The 22,237-nt window shown below is 37.2% G+C and carries 17 protein-coding genes and 2 pseudogenes; 11 read left to right on the forward strand and 8 right to left on the reverse strand.

Going from position 1 to position 22,237, the window contains the following annotated elements; genetic code table 11:
- Positions 1 to 514: 514 nt before the first annotated feature.
- The 8 genes from BALCAV_RS15850 to dnaA all read right to left on the reverse strand — a co-directional run bounded on the left by BALCAV_RS15850 (position 515) and on the right by dnaA (position 11,352).
- Positions 515 to 2,092 carry a glutathione ABC transporter substrate-binding protein gene (locus tag BALCAV_RS15850; protein WP_040324118.1) on the reverse strand — a complete coding sequence of 526 codons (1,578 nt, stop codon included), beginning with the start codon at positions 2,090 to 2,092 and terminating at the stop codon, positions 515 to 517.
- A gap of 240 nt (positions 2,093 to 2,332) precedes the next feature.
- Positions 2,333 to 4,876, reverse strand: coding sequence for a DNA gyrase subunit A (gene gyrA, locus BALCAV_RS15855; protein ID WP_003323471.1), 2,544 nt, complete (start codon positions 4,874 to 4,876; stop codon positions 2,333 to 2,335).
- 15 nt (positions 4,877 to 4,891) lie between these two features.
- Positions 4,892 to 6,832, reverse strand: a complete 1,941-nt coding sequence (gene gyrB / locus BALCAV_RS15860) for a DNA topoisomerase (ATP-hydrolyzing) subunit B (protein WP_040324119.1) — start codon at positions 6,830 to 6,832, stop codon at positions 4,892 to 4,894.
- Between the two features lie 60 nt (positions 6,833 to 6,892).
- Entirely contained in the window at positions 6,893 to 7,159 is a 267-nt protein-coding gene (gene remB, locus BALCAV_RS15865) for an extracellular matrix regulator RemB (protein WP_003323474.1), read from the reverse strand.
- A gap of 16 nt (positions 7,160 to 7,175) precedes the next feature.
- Complete coding sequence (recF, locus tag BALCAV_RS15870) at positions 7,176 to 8,288, reverse strand: DNA replication/repair protein RecF (RefSeq protein ID WP_003323475.1); 1,113 nt, start codon at positions 8,286 to 8,288, stop codon at positions 7,176 to 7,178.
- Between the two features lie 11 nt (positions 8,289 to 8,299).
- Positions 8,300 to 8,515 (reverse strand): S4 domain-containing protein YaaA, encoded by a 216-nt coding sequence (yaaA, locus tag BALCAV_RS15875; protein WP_003323476.1) that lies wholly within the window; start codon positions 8,513 to 8,515, stop codon positions 8,300 to 8,302.
- A 180-nt stretch (positions 8,516 to 8,695) separates the two neighbouring features.
- A complete protein-coding gene (gene dnaN, locus BALCAV_RS15880) occupies positions 8,696 to 9,838 on the reverse strand; it encodes a DNA polymerase III subunit beta (protein WP_003323477.1) in 1,143 nt (380 codons plus the stop codon).
- Positions 9,839 to 9,999: 161 nt separating this feature from the next.
- The gene (dnaA, locus tag BALCAV_RS15885; RefSeq protein ID WP_003323478.1) at positions 10,000 to 11,352 is read right to left on the reverse strand and encodes a chromosomal replication initiator protein DnaA; all 1,353 of its coding nucleotides are present in this window, start codon (positions 11,350 to 11,352) and stop codon (positions 10,000 to 10,002) included.
- Between the two features lie 684 nt (positions 11,353 to 12,036).
- Between dnaA and rpmH the strand changes: the two genes are divergently transcribed.
- The 11 genes and pseudogenes from rpmH to BALCAV_RS15945 form a co-directional block, all read left to right on the forward strand.
- The gene (rpmH, locus tag BALCAV_RS15890) at positions 12,037 to 12,174 is read left to right on the forward strand and encodes a 50S ribosomal protein L34 (RefSeq protein ID WP_003323480.1); all 138 of its coding nucleotides are present in this window, start codon (positions 12,037 to 12,039) and stop codon (positions 12,172 to 12,174) included.
- Positions 12,175 to 12,263: 89 nt separating this feature from the next.
- Positions 12,264 to 12,611 (forward strand): ribonuclease P protein component, encoded by a 348-nt coding sequence (rnpA, locus tag BALCAV_RS15895; protein ID WP_003323481.1) that lies wholly within the window; start codon positions 12,264 to 12,266, stop codon positions 12,609 to 12,611.
- Positions 12,612 to 12,675: 64 nt separating this feature from the next.
- Complete coding sequence (gene spoIIIJ, locus BALCAV_RS15900; protein WP_003323483.1) at positions 12,676 to 13,440, forward strand: YidC family membrane integrase SpoIIIJ; 765 nt, start codon at positions 12,676 to 12,678, stop codon at positions 13,438 to 13,440.
- Entirely contained in the window at positions 13,437 to 14,063 is a 627-nt protein-coding gene (gene jag, locus BALCAV_RS15905; RefSeq protein WP_003323484.1) for an RNA-binding cell elongation regulator Jag/EloR, read from the forward strand. Before spoIIIJ ends, jag begins: the two co-directional genes overlap by 4 nt.
- 657 nt (positions 14,064 to 14,720) lie before the next feature.
- Positions 14,721 to 16,096 (forward strand): annotated as a pseudogene (gene mnmE / locus BALCAV_RS15910) (tRNA uridine-5-carboxymethylaminomethyl(34) synthesis GTPase MnmE).
- A 28-nt stretch (positions 16,097 to 16,124) separates the two neighbouring features.
- The gene (mnmG, locus tag BALCAV_RS15915; RefSeq protein WP_003323486.1) at positions 16,125 to 18,011 is read left to right on the forward strand and encodes a tRNA uridine-5-carboxymethylaminomethyl(34) synthesis enzyme MnmG; all 1,887 of its coding nucleotides are present in this window, start codon (positions 16,125 to 16,127) and stop codon (positions 18,009 to 18,011) included.
- Between the two features lie 18 nt (positions 18,012 to 18,029).
- Positions 18,030 to 18,749 carry a 16S rRNA (guanine(527)-N(7))-methyltransferase RsmG gene (rsmG, locus tag BALCAV_RS15920; protein ID WP_003323487.1) on the forward strand — a complete coding sequence of 240 codons (720 nt, stop codon included), beginning with the start codon at positions 18,030 to 18,032 and terminating at the stop codon, positions 18,747 to 18,749.
- A gap of 280 nt (positions 18,750 to 19,029) precedes the next feature.
- Positions 19,030 to 19,881 carry a nucleoid occlusion protein gene (noc, locus tag BALCAV_RS15925; RefSeq protein ID WP_003323488.1) on the forward strand — a complete coding sequence of 284 codons (852 nt, stop codon included), beginning with the start codon at positions 19,030 to 19,032 and terminating at the stop codon, positions 19,879 to 19,881.
- Positions 19,882 to 20,060: 179 nt separating this feature from the next.
- The gene (locus tag BALCAV_RS15930) at positions 20,061 to 20,834 is read left to right on the forward strand and encodes a ParA family protein (RefSeq protein ID WP_003323489.1); all 774 of its coding nucleotides are present in this window, start codon (positions 20,061 to 20,063) and stop codon (positions 20,832 to 20,834) included.
- A pseudogene (locus BALCAV_RS15935) lies at positions 20,815 to 21,677 on the forward strand (ParB/RepB/Spo0J family partition protein). The gene BALCAV_RS15930 and the pseudogene BALCAV_RS15935 overlap by 20 nt, the downstream one beginning before the upstream one ends.
- A gap of 199 nt (positions 21,678 to 21,876) precedes the next feature.
- The coding region (locus tag BALCAV_RS15945) for a helix-turn-helix domain-containing protein (protein WP_040324121.1) at positions 21,877 to 22,237 on the forward strand (361 nt) is incomplete at its 3' end.

The raw sequence follows: 22,237 nt of genomic DNA on the forward strand, positions 1-22,237 counted from the left end.
GCGGGAATAAACCGTGGAGCGAGACCCCGCAAGGCTTGCCGAGGAGACTCGCAAGGTTCCCGCAGGACGCGGAGTATGGTTTTGGGATCGACAGCCGGAGGGTCTATAATATTTTCTTAATGCACAGTTTATCCGTTTTGTGTGATAGTACGTTCTCGCTTTTCAAATGTGTCAAGGGCATTTGTTTAAGAGCTTCCCTTTCGCTCTGCCAACTCGTTGAACGGGTTTTCTCGATACGAAAGGTGAGTAATTAAAAATCAAAACCGTCCTCCATCTCATTTTCACAAGTTGTTGTATAGGACTAAAAACTAAATGGACTTTCCATCTTCAATGAGCTTTTACAAGAAGAGTTATTTCTTTAAATACTTACTCCTAGCAAGAGACTAACTCCCTTTCTATTAACCACTTGTATTCATCTTAACAGCTCAGAATCTCCCGACCGATTGTCTACTCACATAAAAAAGTCACCAGCTCCTATTAGATCGGCTGGCGACTTTTTTTCGAAAGCAACTATTTATTCTTTTAATTCCACATCACGTAAAAATAAGAAACTACTCGGGTATTGAAAATAACCTTCAACATTGTCACGTAATCCAGCTAATAAAATAGAATGGTACACTGGCACAAGTGGTGCTTCATCGACAAGTAACTGTTGCACTTCTTTATATAATTCTAAACGTGTAGCTTCGTCCATTTCCTTTCTTGCTGCTTCTAATAGAGCATCCACTTCATCATTTTGGATAAATGAACGATTACCTGGTGCCCCAATATTGGATGAATGGAACATCCCATATAATCCATAATCGGCATCAAGAGTAACAGTTCCCCAACTACCAACAAATAATTCATGATTCCCTTGTGCTGTTGCATCAAGATAAGCACCTTGTTCCGCAATTTGAATCGATAAGTCAATACCAAGTGGAGCTAATTGAGCTTGAGCATATTCAGCAATATTAATATTTGAACGCAAATCCGTTGTTAAAATTGTCGCTTGAAAACCGTCAGCATAACCAGCTTCTGCTAATAGCCTTTTTGCTTCTTCAACATCATAAGTAAGTGGAGTAAGGTCATCTGAATATCCATAAACGGTCGGTGCTAAAAACCCTTGTGCTGGTAACGCCACACCATCTACAATCCCATCAATTAATTCTTCTTTATCAATCGCCATTGTAATCGCATGCCTTACTCGTTTATCAGTAAACGGTTCTACCTCTAAATTAAAACCAATATACGTTAAATTTGAACTATCTGATTGCTGAACCGCCGTTCCATCCGTATCCTCTAATTGCTTGATATCATTAGGATTGACCGGATAAATAATATCTGCCTCTTTAGTTTGTAATTCAGCAATTCTTGTCAAATCCTCTGGAACGACTTTAAATGTAACCTTATCAACATTTGCTTTAACATCCCAGTAGTCTTCATTTTTAGTTAACGTAACAGCTTCTCCTGGAATACTTGATTCATATTTAAAATAACCTGTACCAATCGGATTCTCATTCACATAAGCAAAAGGAGGTTCTCCGTTTTCCATCGCCTCATAATCAGCTTCAATTGCTTCTTTGCTAATCATATGTCCTGCTGGGTGTGCTAAATGAGCTGGTAACGCGACAAAAGGGAATTCTGTTTCGATGTGTACAGTATACTCATCAATCACTTCCACATTTGTTACCATATCAAAAAGAAAACCGACAGGTGATGCGACATCTTCATCAAATATACGATCGAAATTCACTTTTACAACTTCTGCATTAAATGGTGTTCCATCATGAAACTCAATCCCTTGGCGTAACTTCAGTTGCCATACCGTATCTTCAATTTGTTCATAACTTTCTGCTAGGCCTGGCTTTAATGTTAAATCCTTATCAAGAAAAACAAGCGTGTCATAGATTGCACTCATAACATATAATGAGTTCCCATCATTTGCAGCATGTGGATCTAATGAGACCGGTGCAGAACTTAAATCAACAACTAAATCTCCACCACTTGTTTGCTCTGTCGCTATATTCCCCTCTGACTCGTTCGATTGTTCTGAACAGGCTACTAAAGTAATTAGAGCTACTATAAATGAAATCATTACTAACTTTTTCATCTTAACCTCCTATTAAATGTGTGATATTATCCATATATTTATTATTCCTAGTAAAAAGGTATGTTTAGTTACATACATAGTATAAGTGTATTATTAGTATTGGTCAATATTCAACTACCCTTAGTTTTTTTGAAAAAATTCCCATTTCAGCTTATGATTTTATTAAATCACCTATCAATTAATGAGATCAAAAAAAGCTGAACGGTTTCCCATCCAACTTTTCTATATATACATCTTATATTATGACTCATCGGTCTCTTCATCAGATTCCTGAACAGTCTCTACTTCCTCACTTAATTCGTCTTGCTTTGTTGATTCTACATCGGATTCGATTTCATCTTCTAAATCATTAATTTCCTCGTCCTCGATCTCAACGCGGGCTACAGTTGCAACCTCTTCACCCTCATCAATTCGAATCACTTTAACCCCTTGCGTATTACGCCCTGTTATGGAAATTCCTTCGACTTGTGTACGGATAATAACACCACTAACCGTAATAATCATAATGTCATGGTCATCAGAAACGATTTTTAACGAAACGAGCGAGCCATTTTTATCGGTAATGTTTGAAGTCTTAATCCCTTTACCACCACGGTTTTGAATACGGTATTCCTCGATTGGTGTTCGTTTACCATACCCTTTTTCTGTGACAATTAACACTTGATGTCCCTCTTCAATAATATCCATACCAACTACATAGTCATCATCATTTAAAGAGATTCCTTTAACTCCACCAGCTGTTCGTCCCATTAAGCGGACATCGTCTTCATGGAAACGAATCGCCATACCATTTTTTGTCCCAATAATAATTTCACGATCGCCGTTTGTTAAACGGACACCATGAAGTTCATCCTCATCCCGTAAGTTAATCGCAAATAATCCGCCTTTACGGATATTTGCAAATGAAGATAGCTGGGTTCTTTTCGCAATACCATGTTTCGTTAAGAAGAATAAAAATTCGTCATCTTTAAATTCTTCAATTGGGATAACCGTACTAATGTATTCATCCGAATCAATTTGCAAAAGATTAATAATCGGAATCCCTTTAGCCGTTCTCCCTAATTCAGGAATTTCATAACCTTTTAAACGATACACCTTCCCTTTATTGGAGAAGAATAAAATCGTGTGGTGGGTATTCGTTGTGAATAAATGGGACACAAAATCATTGTCATTTGTCCCCATTCCTTGAATTCCTTTTCCTCCACGTTTTTGGCTACGATACGTCGAAATTGGTAACCTTTTAATATATCCATTATGAGTGAGCGTGATAACAAGGTTTTGGCGAGGAATTAAATCTTCATCCTCAAACTGATCCTCATTCATTGAGATAATTGTACGACGCTCATCATTGTATTTCGCTTTTATTTCTAAAAGTTCCTCACGAATGATTTCTAATACCTTTTCATCATCAGCTAAAATCGCTTTTAATTCAGCAATTCGAGCTAATAACTCTTGGTATTCACTTTCAATTTTATCTCTTTCTAAACCTGTTAAACGTTGAAGTCTCATATCAAGAATCGCTTGAGCTTGCTCATAACTTAATTGAAAGTTCTCCATTAGGCCATTACGGGCAAGATCAGTCGTTTGCGAACCACGAATTAAGCTAATAATCTCATCAATATGGTCAAGAGCAATTCGTAAGCCTTCAAGAATATGAGCTCTCGCTTCGGCTTTTCTTAATTCAAACGAGGTCCGGCGGCGAATGACTTCAACTTGATGCTTCAAATACTCTTCCAAACACTCTTTTAAATTTAAAACTTTTGGTCTACCGTCTACAAGAGCCAATAAGTTAATTCCAAAGCTTGTTTGTAAAGACGTTTGTTTATATAAATTATTCAGTAAGACATTTGCATTTACATCACGTCTTAACTCAATAACAATTCGTAAGCCATCTCGATCCGATTCATCACGTAAATCGGTAATACCTTCGATTTTTTTATCGCGAACAAGTTCAGCGATTTTTTCGATTAACTTCGCTTTATTGACCTGATAAGGAATTTCAGAAACGACAATTCTCGGTTTGCCATTATGTTCTTCAATATCAGATTTTGCACGTAAGGTAATCGAACCACGACCGGTCTGATATGCTTTGCGAATACCAGAGCGACCAAGAATTTCAGCTCCAGTCGGAAAATCAGGTCCTGGAATAAACTCCATTAACTCAGCAATATCCAGTTCAGGATTTTCAGATAACGCTAAAACACCATCAATCACTTCCCCTAATTGGTGAGGAGGGATATTGGTCGCCATCCCAACTGCGATACCAGAAGATCCATTCACTAATAAATTCGGAAATCTTGCTGGTAGTACGACAGGTTCTCTTTCTGAACCATCGTAGTTATCTTGATAATCAATCGTATCTTTATTAATGTCACGGATAAGCTCCATCGAAATTTTTGACATCTTTGCCTCTGTATAACGCATAGCGGCAGCAGAGTCTCCATCAATCGAACCGAAGTTACCATGGCCATTTACAAGCATATAACGATAGCTAAAATCTTGTGCCATCCTTACCATTGTTTCGTATACAGCGGAGTCACCATGTGGATGATACTTCCCGATAACTTCACCTACGATACGTGCTGATTTTTTATAGGCCTTATCAGCTGTCATTCCAAGATCATTCATCGCATATAAAATACGACGGTGTACGGGTTTTAAACCATCTCGTGCATCAGGCAAAGCACGGCTGACGATTACACTCATCGCATAATCCATAAACGATGTTTTCATTTCTTTGGCTATATTTATTCCTTTAACTCTTGATTGTTCCTGTTCAGCCATTACTTAAACCTCCAACTAGATATCAAGATTCTCCACGTATTGAGCATTTTCCTGGATAAAGTCACGACGTGGTTCGACACGATCACCCATTAATATTTCAAAAATTTCATCGGCTTTAATCGCATCTTCTAATGTGACTTGCAGGAGAGTACGATGCTCTGGATCCATTGTCGTTTCCCAAAGCTGAGTTGGATTCATTTCTCCAAGTCCTTTGTAACGTTGAATGCCTATTTTTGCACCCTCTGGGTATGATTTTAGAATCGGGTCTAGTTCTTTTTGGACATATGCATATTGAATTTCTTTTCCGTGTGTCACTTTATATAAAGGCGGTTGTGCAATATACACGTAACCATACTCAATAAGTGGTTTCATATAACGGTAAAAGAAAGTAAGCAATAACGTTCGAATATGAGCTCCATCGACATCGGCATCTGTCATAATAATAATTTTATGGTATCTTGCTTTCTCTATATCAAAATCTCCACCAACACCTGTACCAAAAGCGGTAATCATCGCTCGAATTTCGTTATTGGCGAGAATTTTATCAAGTCTTGCTTTTTCAACATTAATAATTTTTCCTCGTAAAGGTAAAATCGCTTGGAAGTGACGGTCACGACCTTGTTTAGCGGAACCACCAGCCGAATCACCCTCAACGATGTATATTTCACTAATTGAAGCATCCTTAGAAGCACAATCCGCTAATTTTCCTGGAAGGGCACTTACCTCTAATGCACTTTTACGACGTGTTAATTCACGTGCCTTTTTTGCCGCTTCTCTAGCACGTGATGCCATTAAACCTTTTTCAACGATCTTTCTCGCTACTTGTGGATTTTCAATTAAAAAGCGTGAAAAATGCTCCGAAAATAATGAATCCGTAATCGTTCTCGCTTCACTATTCCCTAATTTCGTTTTTGTTTGACCTTCAAATTGTGGATCAGGAATCTTGACAGAAATAATCGCTGTAAGTCCTTCTCTGACATCATCACCTGTTAAATTCGGGTCATTTTCCTTAACAAGACTATTTTTTCTCGCATAATCATTGATCACCCGAGTTAAAGCCGTTTTAAAACCAGACTCATGTGTTCCACCTTCATGAGTGCTAATATTATTTGCAAAGGAATACAGGTTGCCCACATAGCCGTCATTGTACTGCACAGCAACCTCTACGTTTAACCCATCTTTTTCGCCTTCGATATGAATCGGTTCATCATGCAGTACTTCTTTTGTACGGTTTAAATGCTTAACAAATGAAGCAATACCACCTTCATAATAATACTTAGCTGACTTACCGTCCTCACGTTTATCCGTTATCGTGATCGTTAAACCTTTATTTAAAAAAGCGAGTTCTCTTAAACGAAGAGCCAACGTATCATAATCATAAACAATCGTTTCCTGGAAAATTTCCGGATCAGGTTTAAAGTGTGTTTTCGTTCCTGAATTCTCACTTTTTCCAATGATTGCTAGGTCTGCAGCTGGGACACCTTGATGATATTTTTGATGATAAAGATTTCCATCTCTTTCAATTTCGACTTCTAACATTGTCGATAACGCATTAACAACTGATGCACCAACCCCATGCAGCCCGCCGGACACTTTATAACCACCGCCGCCAAACTTTCCTCCTGCATGCAGGACCGTCATAATAACTTCAACGGCTGGTCGTCCCATCTTTTCATGAATCCCTACTGGAATACCACGTCCATTGTCAATGACCGTAATGCTGTTATCCTCTTCAATCAAAACATCAATTTGATCACAAAATCCTGCCATCGCTTCATCAATGCTATTATCGACAATTTCCCAAACGAGATGGTGCAGGCCACGAGCACTCGTTGAGCCAATATACATTCCAGGTCTTTTTCGTACGGCTTCTAACCCCTCTAAGACTTGTATTTGACTCGCATCATAGGATTGTTGTTCAGAATGTTGTTCATTCGACAAGTTCTTCACCTTCATTCTCTATACTTTCGCTTTCTATTTATCGTCATCTAATACATCATTGTTCAGATCAACTTTTCACTCTTTTTCTGTGAAATCAAGGTCCACATTAACCGCGGCACGTTTTTTCAACGTGCCCGATGATACCGGTGAATAATAGACTGCATGATCTGTAATAACAATCGATTTAATAAATTCTTCACTAATCACAATCGCTTGTTTTCGCTTTTTCTCTTGTTTTAAATAAGTACTTGTGACAGTAGAGGATTCTTGTACATCTCGACTTAAAATCGCAATAATTTCTTTTGCACGAACGACCATATCGCCACCTAAATGGATAAACAATCGTATCACCACCTCATCATTTTGGATGAATCGTCCCTTGTTCCACTTCAAAAATAGAAGCTTGCTCTAAGGCTTGTTTATGAACACCCGCCAGATTTGTTGTTGTTACAAACGTTTGTACGCGTTTTTGAATCGTTTCGATCAAATGAGACTGACGATAATCATCTAATTCTGAAAGGACGTCATCCAACAAAAGAATCGGATATTCACCGATTTCGGAATGAATTAATTCAATTTCAGCTAACTTAATAGATAAAGCTGTCGTACGTTGCTGCCCTTGGGAGCCAAAGGTTTGTACGTTCTTTCCATTCACTTCAAACCCTAAATCATCACGATGTGGGCCAAATAACGTGACCCCTCGCTGAATTTCTTTTTGCTTTTTTTCTTGATAAGTTTGATAGAATATATCTTTTATTTTCGTCAATTCAAGCTCTTCTGATACACTAGCGGAGGGTAAATATGTAATTTTAAGCGATTCTTTCCCTCTACTAATGTCTGAATGAATTTGTTCTGCCCATTTTTGTAGCTGCTTAAGAAATCGATAGCGCTTTTGGATGATTTCAGCTGCTAACGGAATCATTTGATCAGTTAAGATATCAAGCATCTCGAGTGAGCCTTTATTTATTTGCAGCTGCTTTAACAATTGATTTCGTTGTTGCAGCACCTTTTGATAGAGGCCTAAATGATATAAATAAAGTGGATTTATTTGACCTAATTCACGATCAATAAATTTCCTTCTGCCTTGAGGACTCCCTTTAACAAGATTCAAATCCTCTGGGGCAAACATGACCACATTGACAGCTCCAATATATTCACTTAATTTACGTTGTTCCAACCCATTTAGCTTGACCTTTTTTCCTTTTATCGAAATGATGACATCTAATTTGAGTGGAGCTCCTTTTTTAATCACTTCTCCTTGAATCCTTGCAAACTCTTCTCCCCAGCTAATGAGCTCTTTATCATTTGATGTTCGATGTGATTTAGCAAGTGCTAATACATAAATAGCTTCAATGATATTTGTCTTTCCTTGAGCATTTTCACCGATACAAACATTTACTTTTGGATCAAAGGAAACTTGGGCATCTTGATAGTTTCTAAAATGCTTTATCGTTAGTGATTTAATATACATAAGAAAATCCTCTAGTTAGCTGTAATTTCATATTCAGCTCCATCCGCGAGTTGGATACGATCACCATTGACAAGTTTTTTTCCACGCCGACTCTCCAACTCTCCATTCACAAGAACTTCATATTCAGCTAAATACCATTTTGCCATTCCGCCCGTATCGATTGCACCTACCTCTTTTAATAATTGGCCAAGTGTGATGTATTCTGTCGAAATTGAAATATGCTCCATACCTTCACTCTTCTTTCCGTACATAGTTATCGATAATTACCGTAATCAAACGCAAGACAGCAAATCATGAAAGTGAAATGCTGTCTTTTCTTTAGCCGTTTTTTATTCTCTTGTCTCTATTGTACTAAACGAAACGTCACTCGCCAAGTCCGATCTAAAAAAAGGTGATGAATCAGCGGTTTAATAAGTACGAACAGGTGAAAACAAATGTAAATAATGATCTTGTTCGATTGGTTGAATGACAAATGGACTCATTGCACCAGTAAATTCTACTTTAATTTCATCACTATCAATAACCTTTAAGGCATCAATGACATTTTTTCCATTAAAGGAAATACGCATTTCTTCACCTTCGAACGATTGACTTTGAATTCTTTCGGTTACTTTCCCAATTTCGGGTGAGATTGATGTGATTTCAATTAAACCGGCCTCTAATGTTTTTAAGTTAATAACGTTGTTTTTAGCTTCTCGTGAGAGTAATAATGCTCGTTCTAATGTTTGCAACAACGGTTTAGTTTTTAGTTGAATCGTTGTTTTGCTTTGGGTCGGAATCATATTTTTAGTTACTGGGTATTTCCCTTCTAACAATCTTGAGAAAAAGAGTAAGTTTTTCAATTTAAACAAAATTTGATTCTCCGTGACAACAACATCGATAAAATCATTGCTTTCATCAATAATTTTACTTAATTCATTTAAGCTTTTACCTGGAATCACAACATTTTCAAAAGCAAGGTTTTCGTCATTTCTTTCAATATTTGTTTTACGCATAGCCAATCTATGACTATCTGTTGCAGTACAGTGTAGTACCCCGTTATCCGATTCTAAGTTTACACCTGTCAACACTGGTCGTGTTTCCTGAGTGGACACCGCAAAGACAGTTTGACGAATCATATTTTTTAACATGTCTTGTGGGAGGCGAAATAAAAGCTCTTCTTCTAGCTGTGGAAGACGAGGATATTCTTCAGGATCTAAACCATTTAAATTAAAAACGGCAGAACCAGATTTAATGGTTGCTGCAAATTGATCTTGGACGATTAATTCAATTTCCTCACCAGATAGTTTTTTTACGATTTCCGCAAAATACTTTGCTTGTAAAACGATACTACCTTCTTGTTCAAGCGTAATATATTGTTTGTCTTCATCCTCTTTTGGAATAAACGTTTCAATCGAAATATCAGAGTCACTTCCAGTTAAGGTGACACCGTCCTTTGTCGCAACAATTTTGATTCCAGTTAAAATCGGAATTGTTGTTCTTGATGAAACGGCTTTAGCTACGTGCTGAACGTCATGGACAAATCGATCGCGTTCAATAAAAAAATGCATAGAAAGTAACTCCTTTTTATAAATCTTTTTTATTAAAAAAGTAGTAGTAATAGTAATAGGGCCTGTGATTATGTGGATAACTAACGGAAGTTCAAATAGAACGTGCTATCCACATGTTGATAAACTGTGAATGAATCAAGAAAAGTTATAAACAGTTTCCACTATGAACGGATTTGTTCGCTAATCTCTTGTAATTTTCTTTGTAAATCTTGATCACTCGAAAGTAACTTAGAGATCTTTTCATGGGCATGGATCACGGTTGTGTGATCACGACCACCAAACTCACTACCGATTTTCGGTAAAGAGGAGTCTGTAAGCTCTCTTGATAAGTACATGGCGATTTGTCTGGGGAATGCAACGGATTTGGTTCGTTTTTTAGCTTTAAAATCTTCCAACTTTACTTGGAAGTGTTCACCTACTGCTTTTTGGATATCGATAATGGTGACGACTTTAGGTTTTGAATTTGGAATAATGTCCTTTAAAGCTTCTGCAGCCAAATCAGCATTCATATCTTGATTAATTAATGATGAATAGGCAACAACGCGAATAAGGGCTCCTTCTAATTCACGAATATTCGTGTCGATTTGATTGGCAATATAAAGCATTACTTCATTAGGAATGTCTAAGTTTTCAGCTTTTGCCTTTTTACGCAAAATGGCGATTCTTGTCTCAAGATCGGGTGGAGTAATATCAGTGATTAATCCCCATTCAAATCGTGAGCGTAATCTGTCTTCAAGTGTGGGAATTTCCTTTGGTGGTCGGTCACTTGAAATGACAATCTGTTTAGACTCCTCATGTAAAGCATTAAATGTATGGAAAAATTCTTCTTGTGTTTGTTCTTTTCCAGCAAGGAATTGAATATCATCTATTAGCAAGACGTCGACATTTCGATATTTATTGCGAAAATTGACGGCTTTGTTATCACGGATCGCATTAATAAACTCGTTCGTAAATTTTTCAGAAGACAAGTAGACAACCTTTGCATCTGGGTTATGGTCCATCACATAATGACCAATTGCATGCATTAAGTGTGTTTTTCCTAAACCAACGCCACCGTAGATAAAAAGGGGGTTGTACGCTTTTGCTGGTGCTTCGGCTACAGCAAGAGAAGCAGCATGGGCGAAGCGATTTCCGGAACCGATGACAAACGTATTAAATGTGTATTTATCATTTAACATCGATTTTGTTGAAATGGCTGCCGAATTTGCTCCGGTTACGGTTTTCTTTTTAGGGATAGGCTCAAGAAATAAATCATCATCAGATTTATGTTCAGGAATAACAAACTTAGGTATCAATCTCGCCCCTGTTAATTGCTCAATTGTATCTGATGTTAATTCAGAATAGTGGTCTTCTAACCAATCGCGGGCAAATTCATTTGGTGCTGTTATTGTAATCGCATCATTTTGGATGTCACTGGCTTTTGTTGATTTTAGCCAAGTGTCATAACTAGGTTCGCTTACTTTTTTCTTAATTTCAGCTAAGACCCGCTCCCACAAATCGTGAATATTTTCCAACGGATGAACCTCCTCTTCTTTGTAATCATTATTTTAATTGGGTTAAAAGCCTCTTAAAACTTAAAAACCTCTGCTATCTTGAATTGCTTTAAGTCACAAAAAGAAATCACAGAGTTCGTCATTATTCTATGTTGTATAAGCTTTGTATAAGCCAGTGAATAAAACTGTATAAACATAAAAAACGTAAAATTGTGGAGATAACTATAATATAGTAGAAAAGTGTCGTTTTATACATATCCATAGAGTCTGTGGAAAAAGAACACACAGAAACATAAACCTGTCCACAACCTTACCCACAGGCTGTGGACAGGTTTATGGCGATAATTAGCCGTCCACGAGTGAAAACATATTAATCATAGCAAAAAAAACCTTGTACCGCAACGGTTTTCTTTGTTTATCCACAAACCACAACATCCTGTGGTTTGTGGTTGTCCACAGCACAAGATATGTGTACAATCTGTCGATAAGCTTGGGGATAGGACGAATATTGTCGATTACCATTTATCCACAATGTAAATCAAGGCGGAATGTGCTAAGATGAATAAGGGATTTGCAAGTAGGACTTTGAATTTATGGAAGTGCTAAATGGAACCTTGACAACATGCCCTTATGTTCCGTATAATTTACAAGAATGTCTTTTATAGAGTCTTACAATGGAGTATATCCTCGAGGGAGGTGTAATAAATGGGAAAACCAACATTTCAACCAAATAATCGTAAACGTAAAAAAGTACACGGTTTCCGTGCGCGTATGAGCACTAAGAACGGACGTAAAGTACTTGCTCGTCGTCGTCGTAAAGGAAGAAAAGTGTTATCTGCATAGGCCACTGAATTTCAGTGGTCTTTTTCCAGTTTAAAATAAAAGACGGTTTTAAAAGAGGTTATAAGTGAACCGTTTTGAGGTGTAATGGAATGAATAAAGAGCAACGAATCAAAAAGAATGAGGAATTCTCGCTCGTTTTTAATAAAGGGACGTCTGTTGCGAATCGTCAGTTTGTATTGTACGCATTAGCAAAAGAGGGACAAGATAAATTTCGACTCGGATTGTCTGTTAGCAAAAAGGTTGGAAATGCGGTGACAAGAAATCGAGTGAAACGAATGGTTCGAGCTTTTTTCCAAGAAAATAAAGAAAGACTACATATTGGATATGATTATGTAGTAATTGCTAGAAAACCAGTTGCGACAATGGAGTTTTCGGAAGTAGAAAGTAGTCTTCATCACATATTAAGAAAAGGCCGATATATAAGGAAAGGAAAATAAGCTTTTCTGAAATTATATAGGGCTTCAATATATATTAATGAAAGATGAACAAGGAGGAGAGCTTGTGCTCAAGAAGTTTAGCCTTGCAGCAGCGATGATTGGAATGCTTGTTCTATTAACTGGATGTTTTGAAATTGAGCAGCCAATCACGAGTGAAAGTGAAGGGATATGGAATTCCTATTTTGTCTATCCATTATCCTGGTTAATTATTAAACTGGCCGAGATGTTTAATGGTAGCTTCGGGTGGTCAATTGTGGCAGTTACCGTGATTTTAAGAACGGTAATGTTACCACTCATGATTAAACAAACTAGAAGTGCCAAAGCAATGCAACAAATTCAACCTGAAATTAAAAAATTACAAGAGAAATATAGTGCCAAAGATCAAAAGACTCAACAAAAACTACAACAAGAGATGATGGCTTTATGGCAAGAGAGAGGGGTTAACCCGTTAGCAGGCTGTTTACCTATCTTAGTACAAATGCCGATTTTACTTGGGTTATACCATGCTATTATGAGAACAGATATTGGCGAAGGGTCTTTCTTATGGTTTGCTCTTGATCAACCTGACTATATTTTACCGTTTATTGCGGGGGTTACGACTTATATCCAACAGAAAATGATGATGGTACAAGATAACCCACAAATGAAGGTTTTATTAGTTGTCATGCCTATCATGATTGCTGTATTTGCCTTCTTCTTCCCAGCGGCACTTACTTTATATTGGGTTGTTGGTAATATATATATGATTGCTCAAACTTATTTTATTACGGGTCCGAATGCGGGCAATAAAAAAGAAGTAACAGCAAATTCAGGAGGGAAGAAAAAGTGACCAAATTAACTGTATCAGGTAAAACGATTGAAGAAGCGATTTCAAAAGCACTGAGTGAATTGGGGACTACAAAAGAACGTCTTCGTTATGAAGTGATTGAACAACCGCAAAAAGGTTTTTTAGGTATTATAGGAACAAAACCTGCGATTATTGAAGCTTACATCAAACCTGATGCGGTTGAGATGGGTCTTTCCTTTCTTAAAGAGATGATTGAAGAGATTGGCTTTTCAGTAGAAATCGAAAAGAAGGAACAAGGTGACTATATTTTATTTGAAATCATTGGACAAGAGGATATGGGACGTTTAATCGGCAAAAGAGGTCAAACGTTAGACTCTTTGGAGTATTTAACGAATTTAGTCGCTAATAAGCAGGATGACTCTTATATTCGTATCCAACTAGATACAGAAAACTACCGTGCGAAACGAAGAGAAGCTTTAGAGCAATTAGCTCATCGTGTTAGCCGGAAGGTTTTAAGACAGAAGCAAAAAGTGGTACTAGAGCCGATGAATGCGGGAGAACGAAAGGTCATTCATACATCGTTACAGAATGTGTCTGGAGTTGATACTTATTCGCAAGGTAAGGGATCGAATCGCCATATCGTCATCGTACCAGAAACTAAATAAAATGGATGGTTAAAGGGACTCCCTTAAAACCCTTAATAGAAAAGTGGACGTGAAGGTTAATCCTTCACGTCCACTTTTTCAAGGTGAAGAAGGAAATGATGATGATAACCAATTTTGGCAATGAGAGAGTGAAAGATGCGGAAAGAGATATGTCTGAGGACTTCTTATTTCCCATCCACTAGTAAAACAGTAAATACTTTGGGAGCAAGGTACGAAAACTGGATGATTGGTAATGAGACAAGTGTATTGCTGGGATAAGGGTGCGAAAAACCGCTGATCGGTAATGAAATCCTTCCATTACAGTCGGAATATAGTCTTCATCAACATGGAGTAGAGACTTTTCATCACAGAGTTCGTATGATAGTGTAAAAGTTTAGGTGGTTTAACTGTGAATAAAAGATTAAAAAGTTCGTTATACACATGTGGATTATTGGCTTATTTTGACGTTTTTTAGGATAAACTAAATAGATGTGGATAAGAACAAACATAAAGGAAGAAATTTTACGTGGGATCGGTTAAAATAGAAGGATATAGAATGGTGTCTAATAGGGGATAAAATATTAAAATAACCTTAAGGGGCACAGACGGGATTGTAAAAAAGATAGTATCAGTTATAGATTATAATGAGTGATATGTGAGTATTGAGGTGAAAGTTAAATGGAGTTTGATACAATTGCAGCTGTATCGACCGCTTTAGGAGAAGGAGCGATAGGTATCGTTCGTTTAAGTGGAGATGAAGCGATTTCAATAGCAGATAAAATATATAAAGGAAAAAAGCCGTTAAAAGAAGTAGCGTCTCATACGATTGTGTATGGACATCTAATTGATCCAAAAACAAATGATCGTGTAGAAGAAGCGATGGTTTCGATATTAAGAGCACCAAAGACATTTACACGAGAAGACGTGGTAGAAATTAATTGTCATGGTGGGATTATGTCGGTGAATCGAGTGTTACAACTCGTGCTAACAAATGGAGCAAGACTAGCGGAACCAGGTGAATTTACAAAACGAGCCTTTTTAAATGGACGTATTGATCTTTCACAAGCTGAAGGTGTTATGGATCTAATAAGAGCAAAAACAGATAAAGCAATGAGTATTGCTTTAAATCAAGTAGAAGGTCGATTATCAAAAAAGATTACGGTCTTGCGGCAAGCCTTATTAGAAACGGTCGCAAATGTTGAAGTGAACATTGATTATCCAGAATATGATGCGGAAACAATGACTCATGATTTATTAAAAACGAAAGCTGATTTTGTTATTGGCGAAATCGAAAAATTATTACAAACAGCTGAGCAAGGGAAAATTGTGAGAGAAGGCTTATCAACCGTTATTATCGGAAGACCAAATGTAGGGAAGTCTTCCTTATTAAATAGCCTTGTCCATGAAAATAAAGCAATTGTTACCGATATACCAGGAACGACTCGTGATGTAATTGAAGAGTATGTCAATGTAAGAGGGGTACCACTAAAACTAGTTGATACTGCCGGTATTCGTGAAACAGAAGACATCGTTGAAAAAATTGGGGTAGAACGCTCGCGACAAGTATTAAAAGAAGCGGAATTAATTCTTCTTGTACTAAATTATGGAGATGAATTAACAAAAGAAGATGAAGCTTTATTCGAAGCGGTCGAAATGATGAATGTCATTGTTATTGTAAATAAAACCGATCAAGAGAAAAAAATTGATCTAGAAAAAGTAAAAAGTTAAATGACGGTCGTCCACTTGTTACGACTGCTTTAATAGAAGATAAAGGTGTAGAAGAGCTTGAACAGGCCATTGCTGACTTATTTTTCTCAGGTAGCATGGAAGCAGAGGATGTCACATATGTTTCAAACTCACGTCATATTGCCTTATTAGAGCAAGCTAAGTCGACCATTGAGGATGCAGTTGCCGCAATTGATATGGGAGTACCAATCGATTTAGTACAAATCGATGTAACGAGAACTTGGGAAATATTAGGTGAAATCATTGGAGATACGATTCAGGACAGTTTATTAGATCAACTGTTCTCGCAATTCTGTCTTGGAAAATAAGGAACGAAAGAAAAGGAGGTAAAGAAAGATGAACTATCAAGGTGGAGATTTTGATGTAATCGTTGTTGGCGCTGGTCATGCAGGGGTTGAAGCTGGACTTGCAGCTGCCCGCATGGGAGCGAACACTTTAATACTTACATTAAATTTAGATGCAGTCGCCTTTATGCCGTGTAATCCTTCAGTAGGGGGGCCTGCAAAAGGGATTGTTGTTCGTGAAATTGATGCACTTGGAGGAGAAATGGGGCGTAATATTGATAAAACTCATATCCAAATGCGTATGTTAAATACTGGTAAAGGTCCAGCTGTTCGAGCTTTACGTGCTCAAGCCGATAAATTCCTCTATCAACATGAAATGAAAAAAACAATTGAAGAGCAAGAGAATTTACTGTTACGTCAAGGAATGGTTGATCGTCTAATTATTGAAGAAGGTGTTTGTAAAGGAGTTATTACAAACACAGGGGCGGAATATCGTAGTCAATCCGTTGTCATTACGACAGGAACGTATTTACGTGGACGAATTATTTTAGGGGAGCTTTCTTATGAAAGTGGTCCTAATAATATGCAACCATCAATTAAATTATCGGAGCACTTAAAAGAGCTTGGTTTTGACTTAGTTCGTTTTAAAACAGGGACACCCCCTCGGGTTAATGGAAGTTCGATTGATTATGGGCAAACAGAGATTCAACCGGGTGATGACAAACCACGAGCGTTCTCATATGAAACGACTAAATATATTACCGATCAATTGCCGTGTTGGTTAACGTATACAAGTACGGAAACACATGAAATTATTAATCAGAACTTAAGTCGTTCGCCAATGTATTCTGGGATGATTGAAGGAACAGGACCGAGATATTGTCCTTCAATTGAAGATAAAATTGTACGTTTTAATGATAAACCAAGACACCAAATTTTTCTTGAACCAGAAGGACGTAATACAACGGAAGTGTATGTTCAAGGTTTATCAACAAGTTTACCTGAAGATGTCCAATTAAAAATGTTAAAGTCGATTCCTGGTCTTGAAAATGTTCGAATGATGCGTCCTGGTTATGCGATTGAATATGATGCGATGGTGCCAACACAGCTTTGGCCTACATTGGAAACTAAAAAGGTTGAAAATCTATTTACCGCTGGCCAAATTAATGGTACATCTGGTTATGAAGAAGCGGCTGGTCAAGGAATTATGGCTGGTATTAATGCCGCAAGAAAAGCAAAGGGTAAAGAAGGCTTAATATTGGATCGTTCCGAAGCTTATATTGGTGTATTAATAGATGATTTAGTAACAAAAGGAACAAATGAGCCTTATCGATTATTAACATCGCGTGCAGAGTATCGTTTATTGTTACGCCATGATAATGCAGATCTTCGTTTAACGGCTAAAGGATATGAAATTGGTCTTATTAGTGAGGAACGTTTTGCTCGCTTTGAACAAAAGAAACAAGCGATAGAAAAAGAAAAGAAGCGTTTAGAAGGGATTATTATTAAACCTTCTAATGAGGTTGCCACTCTTTTAGAGAAAGCGAACTCTACACCTTTACAAGAGGCAGTGAGAGCATCTGCGTTTTTAAAACGACCAGAACTTACGTACGAAGATGTCGCATCGGTCATCCCAGCTTCTGAACAAGAACTAAACGAAGACATTGCGGAACAAGTCGAAATTCAAGTGAAGTATGAGGGCTATATTGAAAAGCAATTACAGCAAGTCGAACGGGCAAAGAAGATGGATAAGAAGAAGATCCCAGATAATCTTGATTATTTTGCGATCAATGGCTTAGCGACTGAAGCCAAGCAAAAATTAAGTCAGGTGAGACCATTATCAGTCGGTCAAGCCTCTCGTGTTTCTGGAGTGAATCCATCGGATATTTCGATTCTTCTTGTTTATATCGAACAAGGACGTTTAGCAAAAATAGACTAAGCTCATACGGAGGCTTAAATGAACAAAGAAACATTTGTAGAAGCATTATTAGAAAAAGGCATTCAATTAAACGAGAAACAGCAGTGGCAATTCCAACGTTATTTTGAAGTGTTAGTGGAGTGGAATGAGAAAATGAACCTAACCGCTCTTACTTCAGAAGAGGATGTGTATTTGAAGCATTTTTATGACTCAATATCGGCCTGCTTCTATTATTCCTTTAAAGAAGGTCAAAACATTATCGATGTAGGGGCAGGGGCTGGTTTTCCTAGTTTGCCGATCAAAATTATTCATCCCGGTCTCAATGTCCATATTGTCGATTCGTTAAATAAAAGAATTGGTTTTCTTGAACATTTAGCAAACGAACTTGAGTTAGAAAATGTGAAGTTTTATCATGATCGAGCTGAATTGTTTGGTAAAAATGCAAACCATCGAGAGAAGTATGATTTAGTTATGGCACGAGCTGTAGCAAGAATGTCCGTATTGTCAGAGCTATGTTTACCTCTTGTGAAGGTCGGAGGCGATTTTGTAGCTTTAAAAGGGGCAAGCTCCCAAGAGGAACTATCGGAAGGGTTATTTGCGATAGAAACATTAGGAGGACGTGTGATTGATTCCTTTCAGTTCGAATTACCGGAAGAAAAAAGTGACCGACATATCGTGATCATCAAAAAAGAGAGAAAAACAGCCAAGAAGTATCCAAGAAAACCAGGAACACCAAATAAACAGCCTTTAATTAAATAAAGGGGACTATTGCAATTAGTGATAGGACTTGCTCTAAAAATGATGCTGTCTCTATAAAGTCAAAAGACCTTATGGGGCAGTATTAAGATAGTTTCTCTTAATAGTTTAATAGTACGATAGGTTAAAATGTTTCACGTGAAACATCATCTTTGTTCAGTGGAGGGGTCTACTTGAAGATAAATTTTTTGCAAAAAATCGATAATCGAATAGGGAAAGAAGGAATGACTTTAATCATGTCGAATATAGTAGAGATGGTTAATATCAAAGGTGGTGTTAGGCGATGAAGCAGCCGTTCTCACGCCTATTCGGCTTTAATGAGAAGCAAAATGAAGTGACAGAAGAAGAAGTAATCGAGCGCGAGGAAATAAAAGAGATCGCAATTGTTGATATCGTTCCAAATCGTTTCCAGCCAAGAACCATTTTTGATCAGGAGCGTATTGAAGAATTAGCTCAAACAATTCGAACGCATGGAGTGATTCAGCCAATCGTTGTTCGTCAACGAGAAGGGAAGTATGAAATTATTGCGGGAGAGCGTCGTTGGAGAGCCGTTACTTCATTAGGGTGGGAGAAAATCCCAGCGATTGTTAAAGAATTTAATGATTCTCAAACCGCATCGATTGCTTTAATTGAGAATTTACAACGAGAAGGGTTAACTGCTATTGAAGAGGCTATTGCTTATGCAAAACTTCTAGATATACATCAGTTAACACAAGAGAGTCTAGCGCAACGTTTAGGAAAAGGCCAATCCACGATTGCTAATAAATTACGTTTATTACATTTACCTGAATCTGTTCAAAATGCGATTTTAACAAAAGAAATATCAGAAAGACATGCCCGGTCATTATTAGCATTAAAAGATGAGTCATTACAAAATAAAGTGCTTGAAATGATTATAAATGAAAGCTTAAATGTGAAACAAACCGAAGAACGAGTAAAGCTTTTACTCGAGGTTAATGATAAAGAGCCAAAGAAAAAAGCAACAAGAAAATCCTATTCAAAGGATATGCGAATTGCAATGAATACAATTCGACAATCGGTTGATATGGTCCTAAAAAGTGGACTTCATGTCGATACTGACGAAGAAGAAAACGATGATTTTTATCAATTTACCATTCGTATACCGAAAAAATAATCTATCACTTAGATAGGTTATTTTTTTTTGCTTTTCTAGGGATTGAGAACTAATTTCAGAAGATTTATTGTTTTTTTTTCGATGTTATCGTAACTTTATAAAACGATTTTTATAAAACTGTGTTAAAATAAAATCGTAAAAGTAAAAAGAGAATGTTTGGATGGAAAGTAGGTGACAGCGTGGCTAAGATCATTGCTGTAGCAAATCAAAAGGGTGGAGTAGGGAAAACAACAACATCGGTTAACCTCAGTGCTTGTCTTGCTTATATTGGCAAAAAGGTGTTGCTTGTTGATATTGATCCACAAGGAAATGCAACAAGTGGAACTGGTGTTGAAAAAGGCGATGTAGAAGAATGTATTTACGATGTGCTTGTTGAAGATACAGAGGCTCGAACAGTCATTAAAAAAACTACAGTTGAAAACCTTGATATTATCCCATCTACAATACAGTTATCAGGTGCTGAAATCGAGCTAGTTCCAACTATTTCTCGTGAAGTCCGGTTAAAAAGAGCTCTCTCGACCATCTCAAATGATTATGATTATATCTTTATTGATTGTCCTCCTTCTTTAGGGTTATTAACGATTAATGCCTTAACGGCAGCTGATTCCGTTTTAATCCCAGTTCAATGTGAATATTATGCATTAGAAGGGCTTAGTCAGTTATTAAATACGGTTCGTTTAGTTCAAAAGCATTTAAATACGGAACTCGCAATTGAAGGAGTTTTATTAACGATGCTGGATGCTAGGACAAACCTAGGAATTCAAGTGATTGATGAAGTAAAGAAATACTTTAGAGAAAAGGTATTTGATACGATTATTCCTCGTAATGTCCGTTTAGGGGAAGCTCCAAGTCATGGAAAGCCTATTATTATATATGATCCGAAGTCCCGTGGTGCTGAAGTCTATTTAGAATTAGCAAAGGAAGTGGTTGCTGGTGTCGAAAAGGTTAGGTAAAGGCTTGCAAGCACTTTTTAATGAACATGAAGAAGAAAAAGAGTCTCGTATTGAAGAATTACCTTTAACAGAATTACGACCAAATCCCTATCAACCTCGAAAAACTTTTTCTGACCAAGCAATAGAAGAATTAGCTGTATCCATTAAAGAAAATGGAATATTACAGCCAATTACGGTGCGAAAAAGTATAAAAGGGTATGAAATTGTCGTTGGGGAAAGACGATTTCGTGCAGCAGAGGCAGCAGGGTTAAATAAAATTCCTGTCATTGTTAAAGAACTAAGTGAAGAAAAAATGATGGAGCTTGCTTTAATTGAAAATCTTCAAAGAGAAGATTTAAATCCAATTGAAGAAGCTTTAGCTTATGAACGTTTAATGGAACATTTAAAAGTTACTCAAGAGCAGCTTTCTAAAAGAGTAGGGAAAAGTAGACCACATATTGCGAACCATGTCCGCTTATTACAGCTACCTCAAGTTGTCCAACAATTTATTTCAGATGGAAAACTATCAATGGGACATGGAAGAGCGATTTTAGGATTAAAAGATAAACAAAAAATCTCCTCGTTACTTGAAGTGGTTTTACAGGAAAAATTAAGTGTTCGTGAAGTGGAGCAAATGGTTCAACGTATGAATGAAAATGTTTCACGTGAAACAAAGAAGAAAAAACAAACCTTATCTCCATTTTTGAAAGAAAGACAGGATCTATTAAAAGCACGCTTTGGTACATCTGTTACAATTAAACCTGGTAAGAAAAAGGAAAAATAGAAATAGATTATTTTTCGGAAGAGGATTTAGAACGTATTCTGCAATTAATGGATAATGCAGATGAACAAGAATCTATGTAATATAAGTGGAAGTCATCTAATTCAGATGGCTTTTCTTTTTATATCAGTTTTTTATCATTTCCCGACAGAAGACTCCCTCTTCAATCGTGTGAAGGGAGAAGCCCAACGATATGGGGGAGATGAATGGCGGTTGGCGGTAGCCAAAGAGATTCTTGTTAAGGTATAATAAGAACATACATTCCTGTTTGAGGTGAAAACAATGCTCATCAACAAAGCGTACAAATTTCGTCTCTATCCAAGCAAAGAACAGGAAATCTTCATTGCTAAAACCATCGGCTGTTCTCGTTTTGTCTTTAATCGCTTTTTAGGGCAATGGAACGATACCTACCAAGAAACAGGCAAAGGATTAACTTACAATGCTTGTTCGGCTGAATTAACGCAACTAAAAAAGGAATTCGTATGGCTAAAAGAAGTGGACAGCATTGCCCTTCAATCCTCCCTGAAAAATCTTGCCGATTCCTATACTCGATTCTTCAAGAAACAAAATAAAGCTCCGCGCTTCAAGTCTAAAAAGAATCCGGTACAATCCTACACCACGAAAGTAACCAATAGCAACATTG

This window comes from Alkalihalobacillus alcalophilus ATCC 27647 = CGMCC 1.3604 (assembly GCF_000292245.2).
GTDB lineage: Bacteria > Bacillota > Bacilli > Bacillales > Bacillaceae_D > Alkalihalobacillus > Alkalihalobacillus alcalophilus.